The 17,851-nt window shown below is 72.9% G+C and carries 18 protein-coding genes; 1 reads left to right on the top strand and 17 read right to left on the bottom strand.

Annotation, left to right across the window (positions count from 1 at the left end):
* Positions 1–10: 10 nt before the first annotated feature.
* The 14 genes from ACIO5E_RS28870 to ACIO5E_RS28805 form a co-directional block, all read right to left on the bottom strand.
* Positions 11–838: a hypothetical protein gene (locus ACIO5E_RS28870; protein ID WP_400673311.1), complete on the bottom strand. Its 828-nt coding sequence runs from the start codon at positions 836–838 to the stop codon at positions 11–13.
* On the bottom strand, positions 838–4,629 hold the full coding sequence (locus tag ACIO5E_RS28865; RefSeq protein ID WP_400673309.1) for a hypothetical protein: 3,792 nt from the start codon (positions 4,627–4,629) through the stop codon (positions 838–840). Before ACIO5E_RS28865 ends, ACIO5E_RS28870 begins: the two co-directional genes overlap by 1 nt.
* On the bottom strand, positions 4,622–4,885 hold the full coding sequence (locus ACIO5E_RS28860) for a hypothetical protein (RefSeq protein WP_400673306.1): 264 nt from the start codon (positions 4,883–4,885) through the stop codon (positions 4,622–4,624). Before ACIO5E_RS28860 ends, ACIO5E_RS28865 begins: the two co-directional genes overlap by 8 nt.
* A 5-nt stretch (positions 4,886–4,890) precedes the next feature.
* Positions 4,891–5,484, bottom strand: a complete 594-nt coding sequence (locus ACIO5E_RS28855; RefSeq protein ID WP_400673305.1) for a hypothetical protein — start codon at positions 5,482–5,484, stop codon at positions 4,891–4,893.
* A gap of 285 nt (positions 5,485–5,769) precedes the next feature.
* Positions 5,770–6,339 carry a hypothetical protein gene (locus tag ACIO5E_RS28850; RefSeq protein WP_400673303.1) on the bottom strand — a complete coding sequence of 190 codons (570 nt, stop codon included), beginning with the start codon at positions 6,337–6,339 and terminating at the stop codon, positions 5,770–5,772.
* Positions 6,340–6,452: 113 nt separating this feature from the next.
* Positions 6,453–6,881, bottom strand: coding sequence for a hypothetical protein (locus ACIO5E_RS28845; protein ID WP_400673301.1), 429 nt, complete (start codon positions 6,879–6,881; stop codon positions 6,453–6,455).
* A complete protein-coding gene (locus ACIO5E_RS28840) occupies positions 6,874–7,122 on the bottom strand; it encodes a hypothetical protein (RefSeq protein WP_400673298.1) in 249 nt (82 codons plus the stop codon). Before ACIO5E_RS28840 ends, ACIO5E_RS28845 begins: the two co-directional genes overlap by 8 nt.
* A 111-nt stretch (positions 7,123–7,233) precedes the next feature.
* On the bottom strand, positions 7,234–7,704 hold the full coding sequence (locus ACIO5E_RS28835; protein ID WP_400673296.1) for a hypothetical protein: 471 nt from the start codon (positions 7,702–7,704) through the stop codon (positions 7,234–7,236).
* A complete protein-coding gene (locus ACIO5E_RS28830) occupies positions 7,704–8,045 on the bottom strand; it encodes a hypothetical protein (protein WP_400673293.1) in 342 nt (113 codons plus the stop codon). The genes ACIO5E_RS28835 and ACIO5E_RS28830 overlap by 1 nt, the downstream gene beginning before the upstream one ends.
* A complete protein-coding gene (locus ACIO5E_RS28825; RefSeq protein WP_400673291.1) occupies positions 8,045–8,644 on the bottom strand; it encodes a hypothetical protein in 600 nt (199 codons plus the stop codon). The genes ACIO5E_RS28830 and ACIO5E_RS28825 overlap by 1 nt, the downstream gene beginning before the upstream one ends.
* 92 nt (positions 8,645–8,736) lie before the next feature.
* Positions 8,737–9,408 (bottom strand): hypothetical protein, encoded by a 672-nt coding sequence (locus tag ACIO5E_RS28820; protein WP_400673288.1) that lies wholly within the window; start codon positions 9,406–9,408, stop codon positions 8,737–8,739.
* A 152-nt stretch (positions 9,409–9,560) separates the two neighbouring features.
* Positions 9,561–10,823: a hypothetical protein gene (locus tag ACIO5E_RS28815; protein WP_400673287.1), complete on the bottom strand. Its 1,263-nt coding sequence runs from the start codon at positions 10,821–10,823 to the stop codon at positions 9,561–9,563.
* Positions 10,824–11,050: 227 nt separating this feature from the next.
* Positions 11,051–12,907: a glycoside hydrolase family 15 protein gene (locus ACIO5E_RS28810; RefSeq protein ID WP_400673285.1), complete on the bottom strand. Its 1,857-nt coding sequence runs from the start codon at positions 12,905–12,907 to the stop codon at positions 11,051–11,053.
* Between the two features lie 274 nt (positions 12,908–13,181).
* Positions 13,182–14,345 (bottom strand): HesA/MoeB/ThiF family protein, encoded by a 1,164-nt coding sequence (locus ACIO5E_RS28805; RefSeq protein ID WP_400673282.1) that lies wholly within the window; start codon positions 14,343–14,345, stop codon positions 13,182–13,184.
* A gap of 390 nt (positions 14,346–14,735) precedes the next feature.
* On the opposite strand from ACIO5E_RS28805, the gene ACIO5E_RS28800 reads away from it, so the two are divergent.
* Entirely contained in the window at positions 14,736–16,043 is a 1,308-nt protein-coding gene (locus tag ACIO5E_RS28800) for a M14 family zinc carboxypeptidase (RefSeq protein ID WP_400673280.1), read from the top strand.
* Between the two features lie 62 nt (positions 16,044–16,105).
* Here the strand turns inward: ACIO5E_RS28800 and ACIO5E_RS28795 are convergent, their stop codons facing one another.
* The 3 genes from ACIO5E_RS28795 to ACIO5E_RS28785 all read right to left on the bottom strand — a co-directional run bounded on the left by ACIO5E_RS28795 (position 16,106) and on the right by ACIO5E_RS28785 (position 17,820).
* Positions 16,106–16,687: a hypothetical protein gene (locus ACIO5E_RS28795; protein ID WP_400673278.1), complete on the bottom strand. Its 582-nt coding sequence runs from the start codon at positions 16,685–16,687 to the stop codon at positions 16,106–16,108.
* Positions 16,688–16,922: 235 nt separating this feature from the next.
* Positions 16,923–17,396: a hypothetical protein gene (locus ACIO5E_RS28790; protein ID WP_400673276.1), complete on the bottom strand. Its 474-nt coding sequence runs from the start codon at positions 17,394–17,396 to the stop codon at positions 16,923–16,925.
* A gap of 43 nt (positions 17,397–17,439) precedes the next feature.
* Positions 17,440–17,820, bottom strand: a complete 381-nt coding sequence (locus ACIO5E_RS28785; RefSeq protein ID WP_400673274.1) for a hypothetical protein — start codon at positions 17,818–17,820, stop codon at positions 17,440–17,442.
* Between the last annotated feature and the right edge of the window lie 31 nt (positions 17,821–17,851).

Raw genomic sequence — 17,851 nt, 5'->3', positions numbered from 1 at the left:
TGTTCTCCGGTCAGGTGAGGTAGGCGCGGCGGCCGGTGACGGCAAGCTGGGTGGTGGGGCCGGTGTTGGTGCCGGCCAGGCGCACGCTCGGCGGTGTGCCGGGCCTGCCCGCGGCCAGGCGCAGGAACGCGGGCCCGGTGTTGGTCAGCCGGCCCGGGTCGGGGACGAGGCCGCCGCTGCCGGTCACCTGCCAGGTGGCGGCATCGACGGTGAGGGTCTGCCCGGCGCCGATCTGCCCGGTGTAGGTGAAGGAGTCGCCGCCAGGGCCGTCGGTGGTGTCGGTGACGGTCGGCGCGGTGATCGGCCCGGTGATCAGGTAGGCGAGCTGCTCCATGGGCGCGGTGGCGTCGGCGAATGCGCTCAGCGCCAGGTCTTGCGGCACGGCCGCGCCCGCAGTGCTGGTCTGGGTGCTGGTGTCGGCGGACACCCAGTACCCGGCGGGCACGTTGACTTCGAGGCTGATGCGCATGCCGCTCTGGCCGAGCGGCGTAGGGGTGAGCGCGGAGAGCACCTCCCCCTGGCAACGCCGGACCTGGCCAGCGGCGGTTTGACGCTCGAACGTGAGCAGCCGGTGCGGCCGGGCGACCGCGCGCAGCAGGTCCTCCCACGCGGCTTCGACGTCCTGCCAGCCGCCCTTGGTGGGGGCCAGCCACAGGCCGAGGGTGAACTTGCCGGGGCCGTGGTGCTTGGGCCTCCACAGCTCCCCGATGCGGTTGGGCACGGCGGCGTTGGCGCCGACGACCGCCGGGGTGGCGCTCAGCCCGGCCCGGTACTCGACGTCGCGCACCAGGCCGTCCGTGAGGTCGTAGCCGTCCACCAGCCAGCGCTCGCGGGCCATCAGGCGCTCTCCTTGTCGAACAGGCCGAAGCTGGCGAGGGCCCGCAGCCGGTTGTTGACGGTCTCCCCCGGTGTCTCGGGCAGCGGGTTGGTGATGTACTGCACGATCGCGCCGGGCGAGATGACGGTGCCGATGCGCTCTCCGGGGCCGCCATCGGCGGCGAGCTGGCCGCGGGCGGCGTTGATCGCGCTGACGGCCGCGCCGCCACCGAGGCCGCGCACGGCCTGCGGCGTCAGGACGCCTTCGCCGGGGCTGAGCCGCGCCAGGGCGCTGTCCTGGCCGGGCGCGTAGCCGGGCACCACTCCCCCGGTGGCGTAGCCCCGCACGAACGCCAGCACCCCGTCCACGGCCCGGTTGACCATGCCCCGCAGCATGTTGCCCCACATGGTGTCCGGCATCCAGTTGAACCAGGACCGCACGGGGTTGAGGGCCTTGCCCAGGGCACCGGCGGCCCAGCCACGCATCTTGTCGATCGCTCCGTCCACGAGGCCGCCCAGGAAGAAACCTTGGACTGGCGCGCCGGCGTCGGCGAGCCGTCCGGCGCGGGCGGCGTCGTTGAGGGCGGTGATACCGCCTTCGCCACCGAGCTGGCGTACGGCCTGCGGGACGAGGACGCCTTCCCCGGGGGAGAGCATCGCGGGAACGGTGTCGCGGCCGGGCGCGTAGCCGGGCACGACGCCGCCTCGGGCGAACCCGACGGTGAACGAGGGCAGTTTCCCGAGGCCGAAGCTGTCGGCGATCCAGTTCCAGGCCTTGCGGATACCGCCGTCGTACACGGTGTTGACCAGGAAGCGGATCGGTGTGGCGAAGATCCCCGACAGCTTGCCCCAGGACCAGCTCGCGAAGGCGACCACGCTGTCGAGCGTGTAGCGGATTCCGTCCGCGAGCCCGCTGATCGCGCCGTTGACGGCGCTGCGGAACCACTCGGACTTCTGGTAGGCCGTGACGAACCCCAGCACCAGGGCGGCGACGGCGGCGACGATCAGCATGACCGGGTTGGCGGACAGCAGGGTCAGCGCGCCGCGCACAGCGCCGAGCGCGTTGGAGACGAACATGATCCCGCCCGCGACGCCGGCCATCGTCAGCAGCGCCGAGACGAAGGCGCCCATGCCGGGGATCGACAGCAGCACCTGCACGGCAGAGGCGACGGCCTGGATGACGAACAGGAACCCCGACAGGGTGTTGCCGAGCCCGCCGAGCTGGGCGGCGATGCCGACGATCGACGTGAGGATGCCAACGAGCTGGTCCCACAGCGGCCCGTTACCCAGCGATCCGGCCAACTGCACGATCGCGGGCAGAACCTCGGTGCGCAGCCGGGCGATCAGCGGTGCGAGAGCCGGGTTGTTGGTGAAGTTGAACCAGGCGACGCCGACAGCTGCAACCAGCCGCCCGACCTCCTGCAGAACGGGCACGGTGTTGGCGAAGTACCCTGCGAGCTTCGCCTGCGTCTCTCCCTCGCCCGTGAGCGTCCGGAACGATGTCGCAGCGGCAGAGAGCGAGTTGAGGAGCTGCTGCCCTGCCGGGGCGGCGGCGCGCCCGATGTTGAGGACACCGACGCCGATGTCCCGCAGGATGCCCCACAGCTGCGCGCCGGTGTCCCCGGCATGCTGGAAGAACTCGCTGAGCTGACCGCCGTCGCGGCGGGCCTGGATGAACGCCGCGGCCAGAGCGGAGCCGCGCTCGGCGGCACGGGCCAGGCGCTCCAGCAGCGGCGCGGCGGCGACCGTGATGTTGCGCAGGCCGTCGGCCGCGCTCAGCCCGGCGTTCGCCAGCGAGCCGATGACCCTGGTGTTGGTCGAGGCGACCTGTGCCAGGTCCGCCCGCCACGGCCCGGAGGTGGCCATCTCGGCGCCCCGGACGGCGGCCCGCCCGAGCACCTGCCCGGTCTCGCCGATCGCGCGGTTGAAGATCGGCAGCAGGGTCAGCCCGCGGCTGATCGCCGTCTCCAGCGGAGGCAGCAACGCCTCCTGCGCGGTGTCCCGCAGCCCGCGCAGCGCCGGCTGCACCGTGCCGGAGATGAACCGTGCGAAACGCTGCCCGGCCGGGGAGAGCGCGTTGAGCGCCTGCTCGACGGCGCTGGCGGCGCTGCTGCTGGCGTTCAGCGCCTGGGACTGGTCCCGCACCGCGCGGGCCACGTCCCGCTGGGCATCCGCTACTTGCTCGGCGGAACGTTTCTGCTGGCGCTCCGCTTCGCGAACGGACTTGTCGAGGTCGTTGTGCGCGTCCTGGACCTCGCGCACCGCCTGGACGCGGGCACGGGCGGCCTGCTGCTCGGCGTCCTGGACGCCCCGGAGCGCGTCCTGCTCGGCCTCCTGGGCGCGGGCGAGCTGCTCCTTCGCGGAGGTGACCTGGTCGCTGCCCTCGGCGCCCTGCTGGTTGGCCTTCTTGACGTCCTCGGCGAGCCGCTTGTTGCGGGTGCGGACGTCCTCGAGCTGGTTGACCGCCTCCTGGTAGGAGATCTGGGCTTCGCGCCGGTCCGTCTCCGACGAGAACGGGGAGACGTTGACCTGGTTGAGCCGGGAGCGGGCCTGCTCCAGCGACAGCAGCGCCTTCTGCTCCTCCAGCGGCCCGCGGGCGGCGTCCCGATTCAGGTCCTCCAGGGTCCGCTGCGCGGCCTGCCGAGCGTCGTTGAGCGCTTGCTGCGCCTGCGCGGCGGCCTGGTGCGCGCGGGTGACCGTGAGCTCCGCCGCCGCCAGCTGCCGGTCGGCGGCGGCGACCGAGGCCGCCGCCTGCTCCTGGACGTCGGCCAGACGGCGCCGGGACTGCGCGACCTGCTCGGCGCCGCGCAGGGCCTGCTCGTCGCTGTCGCGCTGGGCGGCGCCGAGCCGGCGCTGCGCGTCCGCCACCCGGTCGGCGGCGGCCTGCCGGGCCTGCGCGGAGGCGGACGACGCCCCGGCGGACTGCTTGTCCGCCTGGCCGAGCGCCTTGACGGCGGCGCCGATGCCGGAGAACGCGGCCAGCAGGGTGCCCGCGCCCTGCACGGCGGCGCCCGCCGCACCGGGAAGGGCGCCGAGCAGCCCGACCGCCGGCGCGGCGGCCGCGCCCATCGCGAACAGCCCGGCGGCGACCTGGGTGAGCGCCTGGCCGAGGGCGAGCGCCCCGGAGGCCATCGCGGGAAGGCGGGCCAAACCGGCGACGGTGGAGCCGAGACCCTGTGCCGCTTGGAGCAGCCCCCCACTGTCGCCGCCGGCGGAGCCACGGGCGTTGAGCGGGACGTCGACCGGCCGGGACGCGGCCGTGCGGAACGCCGCGAGACGGGTAGTCGCGGCGGCGGTGTCGACGTCGACCCGCACGCGCACCGACAGGCCGGCCAGCGCCTCCTTGACCCGGGCGCGCAACCCGGCGGTCTCGACGTCGAGGTCGACCTTGACCGTGGCGGCGGCCGCCTCGGCGGCGGCCCGGACACGCTGCCGCAGGTTGCCGGTGTCGAGCCCGACCCCGACCCGCACGTACGCGGCGCGGGCGGTCGCTGCCCGGACCTTCTCCGCCAAGCCGGACGTGTCGGCATCGACCGCGACCTTGATGCGGGCACGGGCAGCCTGCGTGGCCGCCTGGACGCGCTGGCGCAGCCCGGCGGTGTCGATGTCGACCGTGACCTTGATGCGGGCACGGGTGGCCTGCGCGGCGGCTTCGACGCGCTCACGCAGGCCAGAGGCGTCCGGGTCGAGCCGGATCTTGGCCCGCAGGTTGCGAACGGCCGTGTCGACGCGAGCCTTCGCGTCGGTCGCGAACCCCGACGAGTCGGCGACGACCTCGACAACGAGGCGGCCGGAGTCAATCTCGTCAGCCACCGCTGGCCGCCTTCCCGCTGCGGCGCAGCACGGCGACCGCACGGGCCATGCCCTGCCCGTCCCGCTCGCGCGCGCGGCCAGTGCTCAGGTAGGCCGGGCGCGGCAGTTCGACCGGTCGGCGCAAGCGGTGCTCCGCCGCCAACACCGACACCAACTCGACCAGCTGCGCCAGCAGCTCCTGTGTCAGTCCCCAGCGGTCGGCACCGACCTCCGCCTCGTCCCGACGCAGCAGGGCCTCGGCAGGCAGCCCCCGCATCAGGGTCAGGAGGCGGCGGGTGCCGAGGAATCCAGGGTCACCGGGCCGTCGCCAGACACCGCGGGCGTCGAGCTGGTAGTACCGCTGGAAGTCGGCTTCGAGGTCGTCCCACCGCTCGACGGCGACGCAGACGGCCCGATGAGTTCCCCCAGGCCCCCACCGCCCGCCAGGTACTTGGTCCAGGCGTAACGCACCAGCTCCAGGAGGTCGGAGTGGCTGGGGCGCTGGGCCATCAGCCGGTCGTAGCCGTCCTCGCCCAGCAGGCGGCGGCCCATCTCGGCGGCGGCCGCGATCAGATCGGACGGCAGGCTCGGCTCCGAGCCGAGGACATCCACGATCAGGCCGGCGGCCTGCGTCTGCTGCTCCCCCTGGGCCTGCGCGGCCTCCACCAGCGAGCGCAGCAGCAGCGGCAGGTACGGGATGCCGACCAGCGGCTGCCACACCTCCAGCGGCAGCTCGGCCGGGAGGGTGGCCACCGTCGTCCCGCCGAGGATCACCGGCTCTTCCCCGACGGTGTACTCGGCCTGCGCGGCGCGCGCCCTCTCGGCGGCGGCGGCCAGACGACGCTCACGGGCGGCGTCCAGGTCGATCCCGACCATGTCGGCTCCTCGGTCTGTCGGCAACGGAACGCCGCAGACCGTAGAAGCGGGAGTTGGTTAGCGTCGCCCCGAGCACGGCCGACCTCGCAGCGACACGGTCAGGCCGACAGGGACCCCGCAGCTTCTCGGGGTGCGCGCACGGCGATGCCCCGGCCGAAGGGGGCAGCCGGGGCATCGCGGGGCCGGGCGGCCCCAGGGGGGGGAGAGGACCGCCCGACGTGATCCACAGTAGGCGCACGGGCTGCGAATGGGCACAGCCCCAAAACGACTACTGGAGAACGAAGTTCACGCCGCCGCCGGGGCGAATCCCGGATCGTCAGTCAGGTCGTACCACGGGTCCGCTCCCTCCCCGCCGACGACCTTCAGCTCCAGGGGCAGAGTGGACTCGGCGTCGTTGGCAAACTTCTGGGCCACCGACGCAACCTGATCGCACAGCGGCACGATCCGGCGGTAGTGCCGGGTCCCGTCGATCAGCTCGACCACTGCCGCGAACTGCTTGCGCCCGCCCACCTTCGGCGGGCTGTACCGGTAGAACGTCTTGCCGCCCTGGGTGACGGTCGTGACCTCGCCACCGCCGTACACGGCGACGATGTTGCCCGCGTTCCACTCCTGGAGCTCGACCTTGACGGTCGCAGCGTCCTCGGTCTGGATCGTACGGGCCGCGTACCTCAGCTGGTGGCTCTTGAGATCCTCGAACTTCGGGTCGGTGTTCCACTCCAACGAACCCGGCTTGAACAGCCCGGCTTCCTTCCACCCGGCGGGCATCGCCACCACCGGGTCTGTGGGCGCGACCGTACCCGGCGCCGCCAGGTACAGACGGGCCATCTGGGCTACGAACAGGCTCTCCGCGGGCACCGCTCCTCCTCAACGTGGGCGCCAGGGACGAGCCGGACCGTAGGCCGCTGCGGGCAGTAGCGTCGCGCCGGCACCGCGCGTGGGGCTGTCGCACAACTCGCGCAATGGCCCCATCACGCGGTCGGCGGGTGCGCGGTGACCGCGAGAACGGCGACGTACCGGGCCTGGCCGGTCGGCTCCGGCAGCCACCCTCCGGCCGACAGCGCCCGCACGGCGGTCACCACCGGCCGGCCCGGGACGGCGGCCTGCTCCGCCAGGTCGTGCAGGGCCTTGATCGCGGTGGCGAACGCCCGGCGCAGCAGGGGGCGGGGAGTCGACCGGTCCAGGTCGCCAAGCGCTTCGACCTGGAGGTGGAAGGTGGCGGTCCAGCGCCAGCCCGGGACGGAGCCCCCGGGAACCTGGGTGATGCGGATGCGGGGGTAGGGCGGGGTGTTGCGGGCCCCGACCCGGCCGGGCCCGCCGAGCGCCTTCGTCAGCTCGGCGTGCCCGGACAGCCAGGCGACAGCCAGTTCCTCGGGGTCGAGGGCGGCCAGGTCACCCACTCGCCTGCCCTGCCGCCTTGTTCGCCGGCGCCTTGGCTACGGCCGGCTTGCTCTCGACTGCGGGCGTGAGAACTCTGGAGACCGCGGCCGAGTCGGTGGGGTCCACGGCGACGTACCCGGCGCCGATCAGCTGCCGGGCCTCGTGGTGCGGGACCTCGATCTCGTCGCCGGGTAGCAGCTGCTCGCCGTCCCGCGTGAGGTGGTGGGCGAGGACGATCCGAACGTGGTCGGGCTGGGCCATGTCGGCTCCTTCGGACGGTAGTGGATGACCGGCGAAGGAAAGCAGGGCCTAGCCCCTACCGTCCGCCTTGCCGCGCCCGGGCCTCGCGCTGGCACGGGCCTGGTGAGCGGGTCAGCGGTGCCGGGCGGCGACCTGGGAGGCGGCACCGCTCATGAAGTGCGTGCCTTCGCCGTGCGCGAACTCCGCCTCGGCAGCTCGCGGGAAGTCGCAGGTGACCGTCGCACGGACACGCTCGCCGTCGATGGCGGCCTTGCTCGCCGAGATCGTCGCGGCGACAGCTTCCGGGTCCTCGGTGACCGTGCACCGGCACCCCGCCGTCTCCTCCACGGGGCCTTCGGGGTCGCGGGGCCCGGAGAGGGTGGCGTTCCCGACGGAGAAGGGCAGCGGTGCCGGCACGGTCTGGCCGTCGGCGGCCTGGTGGCTGGGCCGAGCCTGGCCGTCTTCCTGGGTGTGCCAGGTCTTGGCCGCCGGGGCTCTCAGCCGGGCTTCCTCCGCGACCTCCTCGGCGAGGCGCTGGGTGCGCTGCAGCATCAGCGGGGCCAACCGGCGGGCGATGTCGGATGGCAGCTCGAGGTGGGCCATCACGGGTGTCCTTCCGGCCGGGTGCCGTCCGCGACACGCGCGCGCCCGTTGATCCGCACGTAGGCCAGCGCCGGGTCGTCGCTGTTCGCCAACTGGTCGGCCGCGAGGACGGTCCATTCGGCTCCGGTGGACGGCTCCACCACGACGTCGCCGACCAGGAGGGTGCCTGCCTGCGCATCCAGGGCGAGGTGCCACGTGCCGTCGGGCTGTGGCACGGCACGGCCTGGCCACGGTCCCCGCAGCGGGCCGAGCGGCCCGGTCACCTCCGCGCCGTGCGCGTCCAAGACGGGCGCGCCGCGGGTACGGACACCGAGCTGCCGGTCGGCCAGCAGCACGGCCATCACAGCCCACCCGGCCCATAGCTTCCGGGGATCGTGAGCCCGGGCGGGTTCGGCCTCGTCGGGGCTTGGTAGACCCGACGGCCGCGCAGCCGCCACCGGTCGGTCGTAGCGAGGTCCGGTGGCGCGAGGACCACCGGCGGCTCGGCCGCGGTGTCGTAGGTGACCGACTGGCCCTCCACGGAGGCGGAGGCGACGCGACGCTGGCGCGCGGGCGCGTCCGCCAGCAGCGGGTGGTGGCACGCCGTCGCACGGACCCACAGGCGCAGCGGGGCGGTCTGCGGGTCGGCGCGGGCGTCGATGCCGGCGGTGTAGGTGACGGTGTACGTCGGCGTACCGAAGGGACCCGACGTCGTACCCGTGTCCAGGACGGCGGAGATCACCGTGATGAGGGGGCCGTGGCTGAGCACCCAGCCGTCCGCCCCGGCGTGGACACCGCTCTCGGTGTACTGCGCGGGCAGCAGTGGCCGACCGAGGTGCCCGACCAGGGTGTCCTGGGCGTCCTCGACGGCGACCTCGATGCGCTGCCGCACCGGGTCGCCGAGGGGGGTGGGGTAGCCGAGGCGGCGGGCGACGTCCTCGGCTGTCACGATCAACTCCACCGTCGTCCTCCTCGCGCTGCTGGGTGGCGAGGAGGGACGGTAGGTGGCGGCCGGAGGTCTTGTCGCTCCGGGCCACCACCGCCGTTGTCCGCCTACCGATCGGCGGGGTCCGTCTGCGGCCCGCCAGTGGCAGGGGGGTTGTGCTCCGTTGGCTCTGCTGAAGAAGGGAGCTTCGGCACTTCGCACCGGGGCACCCCCGGCACGGTGATGACGCCGAGGACAGCTGCGATCAGGATGGCGTGGTGGCTGTTCTTGGCGCAGAGTTCAGCGCGTGCGACGAGCAGAAGGTACTGGGCCTGGGCATAGCGGAGCCCAAGTTTCGCGGCGGCATCCTCCTGGCTCAAGTTGCAGGCGAGAAGGGTCAGCAGGGCGACCGTGTCGGCGGAAAGAGACACCTCGCCCCAGGCAAGTTCCTCAGGTACGACCTGCTCAGGTCGCACGTAGCAGCGCGCGAGCACGGCGAACATGGCCTGGAGCCGGCCTTTCATCCGCAAGCCCGTGCTGATCCGGTAGTACACGGCGTTCACTTGCTTCGCATTGGTGCCGGCCAGTTGGCCGAGTTCCTCGTACGACATGCCGTTCATGTAGCCGAGCAGGAGCTTCACTTCGTGGCTGGTCAGTTCCGGTCGGGGTCCCGAGGCCACGTCGAGAGCTTCAAGCAGTTCCCCGCCCCACTCCAGGGCGGCCCTCGTGTCGTCGCCTCCCTCGAACGGCCGCCGTGGAGTCCGCTTCTCCACGCCCGGGGCCTCGGTCTGGACGGGCACCTGCGCCCTCGCACGGCGCACCCGCTGTATTCGAGGGCCCTGGACCGGGCCGGGACGGTAGCGCAGAACGCTCCTCCTCGGTCGGCCGCCAAAGTGCATCGGCGGGCCGGGGCGCGGTCCAGCTGCGGCTGTCTCTCCGGCCTGGCGGTCGTTCACGAGTTGGTCACCGCCCTGATGCGACGCTGGAGGCGGTCGGTGTCGTGGCTGCTGGCGAGTTCGGTGTACTGGGCGAGGCTGGTGGAGTACCAGTCCATGGCGGCGTGGCGTTGGTCGGCGCGCAGGGCGGCTTGGCCCAGGAACTCCATGGTGTGTGCGATCCAGTGGGGCACGCGGAGAGAGCGGAACCGCTCCAGGGCCTGTACGAGCGCGGCGGCGGCCAGGTCGTGGGCGCCCGCCAACGAGTGCGCCTCGCCGAGGTAGGCCAGCGCCCGTGTGATGTTGAGCGGGTCCGGGTCGGTCAGGCCGGAGAGCAGCGTGCATGCCTCTTGGAGCACCGGCACGCCAGCGGCAGGGTCGCCCTGCCGGGCGTGCGCCGCCCCCACAAGGATCAGGGCGAGGGCCTGGCCGCGCGCGTGGCCGAGCCGCTCGTAGCGGGCAGCGGCAGCGGTCAGCTGCAGCATGGCCTCCACGTAGCGGGCATCGGCGTGCAGGCACGCTCCGATGCCGAGGCTGGACTGGGCGATTCCCTCAAGGTCGCCTTCCGCGAGGGTCCGCGCGCGGTGGAGGCAGGAGATCGCCTCGTCGTACTCGCGGGTGCCGCGCAGGCCACCAGCGAGCGCGGACAGCATCTCGCGGATGCCCACGGTGTCGCCCCAGCGCTCGGCGGCGGCCAGTCCCTGGCGGTGGCTGGGAATCCACAGCTCGTAGCGGCGGGTGTAGAGGAACAGCGGCCATGCCGCGTGGGTCACGCAGGTCGCGGCCCGGTAATCACCGTGTCGGGTGGCGGCGGTGATCGCCGGGAGCAGCGCGTCAGCCATCGATTCCAGCCAGGCGAGCGCCACCTGCCCAACAGCGAACCGGACGGGCTCGGCGGGCTCGGGCCGACTGGTGTGCCCCAGCACTCGGTGATGGGGGGTGAGGATCCGAGCGGCTTCGTAGGCGGTGGTGGTCAGGTAGGCCAGGTACCGCTGAAGGACGGCCGTATTGGCGCCGGGCCCGTCGGTGAGAGCCTGGGCCCGGTCGGCCACCTCCGGGCGGATCGTGTACACCGCGCCGCGGGCGGCGACGTCTCCGGTGTGCTTCAGCAGGTGCTGGGCCGCGAGTTCCCCGAGCCACTTCCTGGTCTGGCTGGTGGGTGTGTCGGTGGAGGCGGCGACGGCGTGGACGTCCAGGTCCGGCGCCGGAAGGTCGGCGATCTGGGTGAGTAGTCGCCGTTCTTCCGGGGGTAGTCGGTCGATGGTGTCGGTGATCGTCATGCTCAGCGTTCCTCGTAGCGATGGGGTCGGCCGGCGCTTGGGCCGGGCTGATCGCGGGCGGCAGGCCGCCGCAGAGGTCGTCGGGGCGGGCTGCCGCTCGGGGTTCGGCGGCGACGCGCTGCTCGCCGATCGTGCGGCGCCGCAGCGCGGGGACCTGCCGTGAGTCGGGCGGCGGCCCGTGGAGGTGGCGGACGCCGCGGGGAGTGAGGGCGGGCCGCGCTGCGCGGCTACCCCTCTACGGCCGCGAGCACCAGTTGACCGTCGGCGGCGGGGACCGTACTGGCGGCGCTGATGGCCAGGGCGGCCCGCACCAGGCCGTCGTGCGACAGCCCCTGCGGGTAGTTGCCGAGGTGGGTGCCCTCGGCGGGGTCGTACTGCTCGGCGAGGAGGCCGAGGTCGCTGCGCACCGCCAGCAGGCGGTCGAACAGTTCCTCGGCATCCCCGTGCCTGCCGATCAGGGCGAGGGCCTCGGCCATCCAGAACGCGGTGGCGAGGAACGCTCCCTCGTGGCCGGACAGCCCGTCCACGTTGTCAGCCGCATCGGCGCCGGTCGGGTAGCGAAGGAGCATGCCGCCGCCGGCGCCGAGTTCGCGTTCGATCGCCTCGACGGTGCCGATCACCCGCTTGTCGTCCGGTGGGAGGAACCCCACGCGGACGATGTGCAGGAGGGAGGCATCCAGGTCCCGGCCGTCGAGGTACTGGGTGAAGGTGTTGCGCTCCGCGTCGTAGCCCCGGGCGCACACCTCGGCATGGATGGTCTCGGCGGTCGCCGCCAGCCTCCGCAGGGTCTCCTGGTCGGCGGCACCGTGGCGTCCCAGCACGCGCACCGCACGGTCGAGGGCCACCCAGGCCCACACCAGGGAGGAGACGTACCGGCGCGGGGTGCCCCTGCTCTCCCACATCCCGTCGTCGGGCTGCTCCCACAGTGCCTCGGCCTTGAGCGCGAGGGCGAGCATCAGGTGGTCGGCGTCCGGGCACGGCGGGATGCCTGCATCGTCCATCTGCGCGAGCAGGTCGGCGAGTTCGCCGTACACGTCCAGCTGATGCTGTTCGGCGGCGGCGTTGCCGATCCGGACCGGCTTGGAGCTGCGGTAGCCCCGCAGGTGGGGCTGGGGCTCCTCGGCCGGGACCGGGCCACCGTCGAGGCCGTACAGGGGTTGGAGGGCGTCCGGGTCGATGTGGGTGGTCAGCCAGCTCCGGTAGGCAGTTGGCTCCTCGATGTAGCCCAGTGACAGGAGGGACTGCATCATCCACGCGGTGTCGCGCGGCCAGGTGTAGCGGTAGTCCCAGTTGCGCACGCCGCCGATGGGCGCGGGCAGCGAGGTTGTCGGGGCCGCGACCGCGGCGCCGCCGAGGTCGCACAGGCCCTTGAGGGTGAGCGCTGACCGGAGGACGGCGTCCCGGTGCGGGCCGTCGTAGGTGCAGGCGGACGCCCACCGCGTCCAGTACCGCTTGGTCTCCTCCAGCGCGGTCGCGTCCGTCATCGGGGCGGGCGCCGGACTGCCGGTGCGCGTCCACGTCAGCGCGAACACGATGCTCTGCCCGGCCTTCAGCGGCATGTCGCAGGAGGCGGTGCCGCCGAGGTTGACGCTGTGGCGAGGGCCGTCCAGCCAGTACGCGTCGCTACCGGCCGTCACGCGCAGCCGGGGAGTGCCATGGCCGACGTGGTGCAGGCCAGGGGTCAGGGAGCCGTAGCCCGGGCGGGGCCGGAACTCGGATGCCAGGCGCACCATGCCGCTGCGGCAGGTGGCGACGCGTACGACCATCGGCGGCGCGTACCCGGTGGCGTCCGGGGCGGGTAGGAAGTCGACCACCTCCAGCACCCCGCTGCCGGTGTCCCAGACCTGTTCGACAGCGAGGGTGTCACCGATGTAGCGCCGCCGGCTCTCGGGCGGCGTGCTGGTGTACGTGGCCGGGCCAACTCGCCAGAGCCCGGCCGAGGTGGTGCCGAGGAGGCTGGCGAAGACCGCGGCGGAGTCGAAGCCCGGCAGGCACAGCCACGTCATCGTGCCGTCGGGGCGGGTGAGCGCGGCGGTGCGCGTGTTGCTGAGGAAGGAGAGCTCCTCAATCAGTGGATCGGGCACGGTGGAACTCCTGCGGTGGAATGGACAGTTGGTGGGGTTGCGGCCCTGACCCGGACGGCCGCCATGGGTGGTGCGGGAGGTGCGAACGTGCGTGAGCGCGGTGTCGCTCGCCGGGCGCGGTCTCGGCGAGCCGCAGCAGGTCTCTTGCGAGCCTGCCGACGTGGGTGATGCACCCGGTCACGGACCAGGGATGGCGTCGCGTCCAGGGCCGCCGGTGGGCAGGGATCTGGCGCCGACCAGCCGCACCGCAGGGAGACGTCCCCGGCCGTACTCGTCAGCGGACGGCGGGGCTCTTCGGCGAGATGGTGGGCGTGGCCTTGGGGTGGTACTGGGCGCAGGAGGGGCAGTCGGGGTTTCGGGGGTAGGTGATGGCGCGGGGGGTCTGGTCGGCGGGGGCGATAAGGCTGTGCCGCTGGATGGTGCCTGTCGGGTTGCCGCTGCGGGTGCCGGTGAGGTGGGTGAGGGCGGCGTGGGCGGCGTAGGTGCCGGCCAGCAGGGCACTGGTGGAGATGACGGGGTTGCCGAGCGGCCGGGGAAGAGCGGCGGCCAGGACGTCGCCGTGGGTGCCGGGCAGCCCGTAGGAGGTGGCGTCGAAGTGGCGCAGGCATTCCCAGCAGGGGCCGTCGGCGGTGCCCGGCGCGTAGAGGGCCGTGCTGATCAGCGGGCCGTGGTAGCCGGGGTCGATCCACGCGCAGGAGGTGGCCAGGGCGGCGCGGTTGGCGGTCAGGCGCAGGGTGTCGGGCTCGTCGGCGGCGAGGATGAGCAGGTCGCACCGGCGCATCAGGCGAGCGAACTGCACCTGTAGGACGATCTGTTCGGGGTACAGGACGACGTCGAGGTCGGGGTGGCGTTCCAGCAAGCGGTCCCGGGCAGCGTCGACCTTGTACCGGCCGATGTCGGCGCGGGTGTAGAGGACCTGGCGGTTGAGGTTGGAGTCCTCGACGCGGTCGTGGTCGGCCAGGATCAGGCAGCCGATTCCGGCGCCGGCCAGTGCGGCCGCAGCGGCGAGGCCGACACCGCCGATGCCGACGATGGTCACCACGGCGCGTGCCAAGATCTGCTGGACGTCCGCGCCGGTACGGCCGGGGTCCTGGTCGACCATCTCCCAGTACTCGATGCCGCGTTGATGGAGTCGGGCGGTGCCGGGGTCCAGTCGGGTGGCCGGGCGGGCCGGGGCCGCGTCCTGGACGTGTCCGGCCCGGATCAGGTCGCGGAGCAGTTGGGTGACCTGGGAGGCCGGAACGGCGGGGTGGCGGGTGGTGATCGCCTGGACGACCTGGTCGGCCGTCAGAGTGCCATCCAGGAGCGGGAGGAAGTGCCGGCGCCAGCCTCCGGGGTCGGGCAGGGTACTCGCCAGGCCAGGCAGCGAGCCGACCTGGATTCGGCCGTCCGGTCGGATCGTGGGCTGGTGCTCGGCGCGCAGGCGGGGGTGGCTCACGGTGGGGTTCCTCGGGTCGAGGGCGAGGGCGGGAGGGTGGGACGCGGCGGGCCCGGTGTGCTGCCGGACCCGCCGCAGGTGGCGCCGGCGGACTACTGGCCGGAGACGGTGCAGCCGAGCAGTTCGTGGGCGGCGGCCGGGCGCAGACCACTGTCCTGCGTCTGCTCGGTGTCCTGCGGGTCGACGGTGACGGTGGTGGTGTCCATGAGGTGTCCTCCTGATTTCTCGAAAGGAATGGTGGCGAATCAGCCGGGACCCATGAAAGCATTCACCGACTCTCCCCGGAAGGGTTTTTCGGGGATTTCACGAAAGACTTTCCGTGCCCTTTTTGGGCAGCATTTAACGCCGCCTCGGGAAAATTCCGGGACGGCTTCGAGAAAGGGTTTAGAAGTGGCTGATTTCCTTTCCGGCCTGGATGACGCGCTGGCCAGGTACGCGGAGCTGGTGCCGGCAGGGGAACTGGTGCCCTCGGTGGAGAAGCTCACCCGGGGGTTGCGCGAGGTTGCCCGGCGCGCCCCGGGGTTGTGCCGGATGCGGCGGATCGGCAGTTCGCGGCAGGGGCGGGCGCTGGACGTGCTGTCGGTCGGGGCGGGGCGGCGGCCGGTGCTGGTGGTCGGCGGCCCGCACCCGAACGAGCCGGTCGGCTATGCCACCATCGCGTTCCTGGCCGAGCTCGCAGCGGCCCTGCCCGAGTTGCGCGACGGGGTTTCGTGGCATTTCCTGCCGTGCGTGGACCCGGACGGCGCCGCCCTGAACGCGGAATGGACGAGCGCCCCGCTCGACCTGCACACCGAGCACCGCCATTTCTTCCGCCCGGCATTGGCGGAACAGCCGGAATGGACTTTCCCCATTCCGTGGCGGCAGGGCGTCCATCGGTTCGACCTGCCGGAGCAGCAGGCGCTGGCCCACCTGGTGGACGAGTTGGAACCGGCCGCCATCGTGAGCCTGCACAACGCCGAGTTCGGCGAGCCCTTCTTCGTCGTGAGCCGGGACGTACCGGGCCTGGCGGCTCAGCTTGCCGCGGTCGCCGCACGGCACGGCCTGCCGGTCGGCGGGGCCGCCCCGTCGGACGTCGTCGGCTGGCCGGTCCTCGGCGACGGCGTCTACCGCATGCCGCCGATCGAGGAGCTGGTAATCCGCGACCACGACCAGCAGGCCCCGACGTACGGCGCGCACCTGGCCCACTACGCCACCCGGCACGGGTCGCTCACCCTGCTGCCCGAGGTCCCCCGCTGGCACACCGGCACACGGTTCGACAGCGGATCGCCGGCCGCACTCACCGCGCTGGCCCGGGCGTTGGCCGCTGAAAGCGACGAGGTGAACCGGTTGCTGGAGCAGGCCGGCCACGACGACGTGTTCGCGCGCGCGGCCGCCGACACCCTGGCGGTGGCCGACACCGTCGCCCGCACCTGGCTCCGACGGGCCGAGGACTCCACCCCGGTCACGGGGGTGGAGCTGGCCGAGGCCCACTACGGCCGGGTCGTCCTGACGCTGCGGTCGAGCGCAATGGCCCTGCGCTCCACCGCCGAGGCAGGGCCCGACCGGGCAGCACCGCACGTCCGCGCGCAGTTGGAGAAGGTGCTGGCCGAACGCGCCGACCGCTGCCGCCGGCGGCTGCGCATCCGGCCGGTGGAGCTGCGCCGCTTGGTAGCGGTGCAGGCGTGCGCTGCGCTGGCGGCCGCCACCATCACCCGGTAGTCCGGGGCGCCCGCGTGGAGGCCCTTCGCTCTGCGATGCGGGCCGGCACGGCCGGGTGCGGTTCACGAGGCACCTCCGGCCGCGCAGAACGGGCACGGCGGGACGGTGACGTTCAGGACCGGGGGCGCCACCCCATGGAGCCGGTAGACCGCAGCCGGATTCCACGAGGTACGCATCCGGGCCCGGACGACCGCCAGGTGGTTGGCGACTGTGTTCTCCGAGACCTTCTTGCGGGTGGCAATCCACGGCCGGGTGCCGCCCTGCGCCAGGGCCTGGAACGAGGTCATCACGGTGACGGAGATCGGCGTCTTCAGCACACCCCGGGGCGGAACCAGCAGTCCCGTCCGGCAGGCGATGTCGATGATCTGCGGCGAGGTCGCCGCCCCGAGCTTGAGTCCCAGCGTGCTGAGACGGGTCCGGACGGCGTAGTCGGACGCGTGGGTGTGCTCGGCGATCTGCACGGCGTTGAGGTCGGCGGCGAGCAGCGCCATCACCTCCCGTTCCTCCAGCGTGAGGTCGGGGTAGTGCCCGCACGGGCGGACCCGAGGCTCCTCCACCACCGGGATCCGGTGCTCGAGGGCACGCTCATGAAGAGGCGTCCGGTCGGCGCCTGCTTCTACCGGCGTGTCGGTGGTGGGGCGCATCAGGGTCGTGCCCTTCCTGCCTGCCGCTGCGCAGGCCGTCGCGGTCGATCGTTCTCTGGGCTGGGAGCTGACCGTCCCCAGGGGGCGCAGCGGCACCACCCTGCGCGCGCCCGCGCCTGGGGACGGTCAGCGTGGGATCGGCTGGCGCCGATCCGTTCTGGCCGGGCCGTCCGGCGGGGAGTGAAACGGCCGGGCCAGGGCCCGCTACGGCCCGAGCAGCCGGTCGTAGCGGGGTTCAGGGGTGGCGGTGGCGCAGGCGGGCGTCAGCGCGCCGCAGGGCCACGGCCAGGTCTCCGAGGTCGGTCGGTCTTCGCTCACCGTCCGGAAGGACGAGCCAGTTCCTTCCGAAGAGCCGCTGCACGCCGGGGGCCGGCATCGCGACCGTCAGGGGATCGGCTTCGTCGGCCGGGCGGCCGATCAGTTGGGTCTTCGGCATGTCCCACTGCGTTGCTGCGCGGGTCGTGACCAGGAACTCGACGCACTGATCGGCGCGGTTGTGCAGGACCGGGCCGACCGACACGTCGGCCTGCCACAGGTCCGTCAATGCGGCCAGGCCCTTCTGCACGTCGCCGACCCGCACGACGTTGAAGAGCTCGCCGGTCTCGATGTCGGCGAGCCGGCCCGCCTTCCATTGGTCGATGGCCGATGCCGGGTCCCGGTTGGCGGAGGCAAGCCAGGTCGCGCCGAGGTTGAAGTTCGGGGCGGCCACTCGGAGTCGGCCGCGTCGCGTGTACGTCATGGGGTCGTTTCCGTCAGGCCGAGCAGAGCAGGCCTTGAACCGCCGCCCCAGCCTCGGCACTCGTGGTCCGGGTAGCGCTGATGATGTAGACGACGTTGCCGTGGGTGATCGTGATGGCGTGCGGGCGGCCCTTGGCGAGGTCGTCGGCGGCCTGTCCCTCGGCGGACGGGGCGTCCAGCCACAGCAGCTGCTCGTCGCCCTCGGGAAGCCCGAGGTCGACAGCGAGCGCCTCAACTCGGTCGCGCAACACCCTGACGGCCAGGCGAACATTGCCCGCGTCACCGCTCCAGAGCGTGATCGGCTGCCCCCACTGGTAGTAGGCGGTGACCGTGCACCAGAACGGCGCCGACGGTGTCCAGGGGCGCTCCCGGAGGAAGACGTTCTGGTGGGTCACGAGGCGGCGTTGCGGCGCGGAGGGCCTCGTC

The organism is Kitasatospora sp. NPDC087314 (assembly GCF_044744365.1).
In the GTDB taxonomy this organism is placed as follows: domain Bacteria; phylum Actinomycetota; class Actinomycetes; order Streptomycetales; family Streptomycetaceae; genus Kitasatospora.
The sequence above is the reverse complement of the archived record's forward strand: the minus strand, read 5'-3'. Positions and strand labels throughout refer to the sequence as shown.